General features: G+C 72.4%; 2 protein-coding genes. Both read right to left on the reverse strand.

Annotated elements, in window-relative coordinates; all coding sequences use genetic code 11:
• Positions 1-19 precede the first annotated feature (19 nt).
• Positions 20-1,252 (reverse strand): acyl-CoA dehydrogenase family protein, encoded by a 1,233-nt coding sequence (locus tag IEZ03_RS26975; protein ID WP_184879909.1) that lies wholly within the window; start codon positions 1,250-1,252, stop codon positions 20-22.
• Positions 1,249-1,693, reverse strand: a 445-nt coding sequence (locus tag IEZ03_RS38195) for an AMP-binding enzyme (protein ID WP_229808604.1), incomplete at its 5' end; no start/stop codon positions are given. The genes IEZ03_RS26975 and IEZ03_RS38195, both read right to left, overlap by 4 nt.

Consider the following 1,693-nt stretch of genomic DNA (forward strand, 5'->3'; position numbering starts at 1 on the left):
CTCCTCCTCGATCGGACGGTCAGCCGCGGGGCAGGCGCAGCCCGCGGGTGGCGATGACGTTGCGCTGGATCTCGGTGGTGCCGCCGAGGAAGGTGGAGGCCACCGAGTCCCTGCGCATGTGCGTGAACAGGGCGCCGAGCGGAGCGCCCTCGCGCTCCCACAGGGCGGCGGACCGCCCGAACACCCGCGCGCCGGTGCGGGCGAGCCGCTGGTGCAGCTCGGCGCCGAACAGCTGGTTGATGGACGCCTCGAAGTCGGGCTCCTCGCCCGCGGCCTGCCGCGACACCGTGTAGCGGGCCAGGTTGTACAGCACCCGGACCTCGGTCTGCCGGCGCGCGATCTCCTGGCGCAGCGCCGGGCTCGTCCGGCCGAACCGCGCGCCCTCCGGCGACCGCAGGTAGCCGACCAGCTCGGCGAGCGCCTGCTCGTACTTGATCGTGGCGCCGATCCCGGCGCGCTCGAAGCCCAGTGCGGACATCGCGACGTACCAGCCGCGGTTCTCCTCGCCGACGCGGTCCGCCACCGGCACCCGGACGCCCTCGAAGAAGATCTCGCAGAACGGCGCCGCGCCCCTGATGTCGGTGATGGGGCGGATCGTCACGCCCGGCGCGTCCGCCTTGACCAGCAGAAACGTGATACCGCGGTGCGGCCGGTCGGCGTCGGGGTCGGTTCGCACCAGGACGAACAGCCAGTCCGCGTACTGGCCGAGGGACGTCCAGACCTTCTGGCCGTCCACCACGTACTCGTCGCCGTCCCGCACGGCGCGGGTGCGCAGCGACGCGAGGTCGGAGCCGGAGCCCGGCTCGGAGAACCCCTGCGCCCAGGTCGCCTCGCCCTTCGCGATCGCGGGCAGGTGCCGGGCCTTCTGCTCCTCCGTGCCGTGCACCAGCAGCGTCGGGCCGAGGAGGAACGCGCCGATGCCGTTCACCGTCGGCACCCGCGCCCGCATCATCTCCTCGTGCAGGATGAACTCCTCCATGGCCGACAGGCCCGCGCCGCCGTACTCACGCGGCCAATGGGGCGCGATCCAGCCCCGCTCGGCGAGTGCCGCCGCCCACGCCCGCGCCCCCTCGCGGCGGGCGGCGTCGTCGGCGACGCGGTCGACGGGCCAGTTGTAGCCCGCGACGTCCTCCGGTTCGAGGCTCTGCTCCTCGTCGCCCGCCGGGCGGTACGACGCGGGGAACCGCTCCTCGATGAACGCCCGCGCCGCCGCCCGGAACGCGGCCTCCTCCGGCGTGTCGTCCCAGTTCACCGGCCCTCCGCCTCCCGGTCCCACGTGGTCTCGGTGATGCCCCCGTCGCCCTGGGCCCGCAGCTTGTACTTGGCGACCTTGTCGGTCGGCGTGCGCGGCAGCGCGTCCACGAACTCGACGTAGCGCGGCACCATCGACCGCGGCAGGCGCTCCTCGCAGTAGGCGATCAGCTCCGCGGGATCCATGCCGGTGTCCGGCTGCACCACGATCGACACCTTGATGTCCTCGTCCTCCAGCTCCGAGGGCACGCCGATGGCGGCGCACTCCAGCACCGCCGGATGCTGATTGATCTCGGTCTCCAGGTCGAAGGCCGAGATGTTCTCACCACGCCGGCGGATCGCGTCCTTCATCCGGTCAAGGAAGTAGAAGTAGCCGTCGTCATCGCGCCATACCCGGTCTCCGGTGTGGAACCACATGTTCCGGAAGCAGCGGGTCGTGGCC

Origin of the sequence: Actinomadura livida, assembly GCF_014648675.1 — a bacterium.
GTDB classification, from domain to species: domain Bacteria; phylum Actinomycetota; class Actinomycetes; order Streptosporangiales; family Streptosporangiaceae; genus Spirillospora; species Spirillospora livida.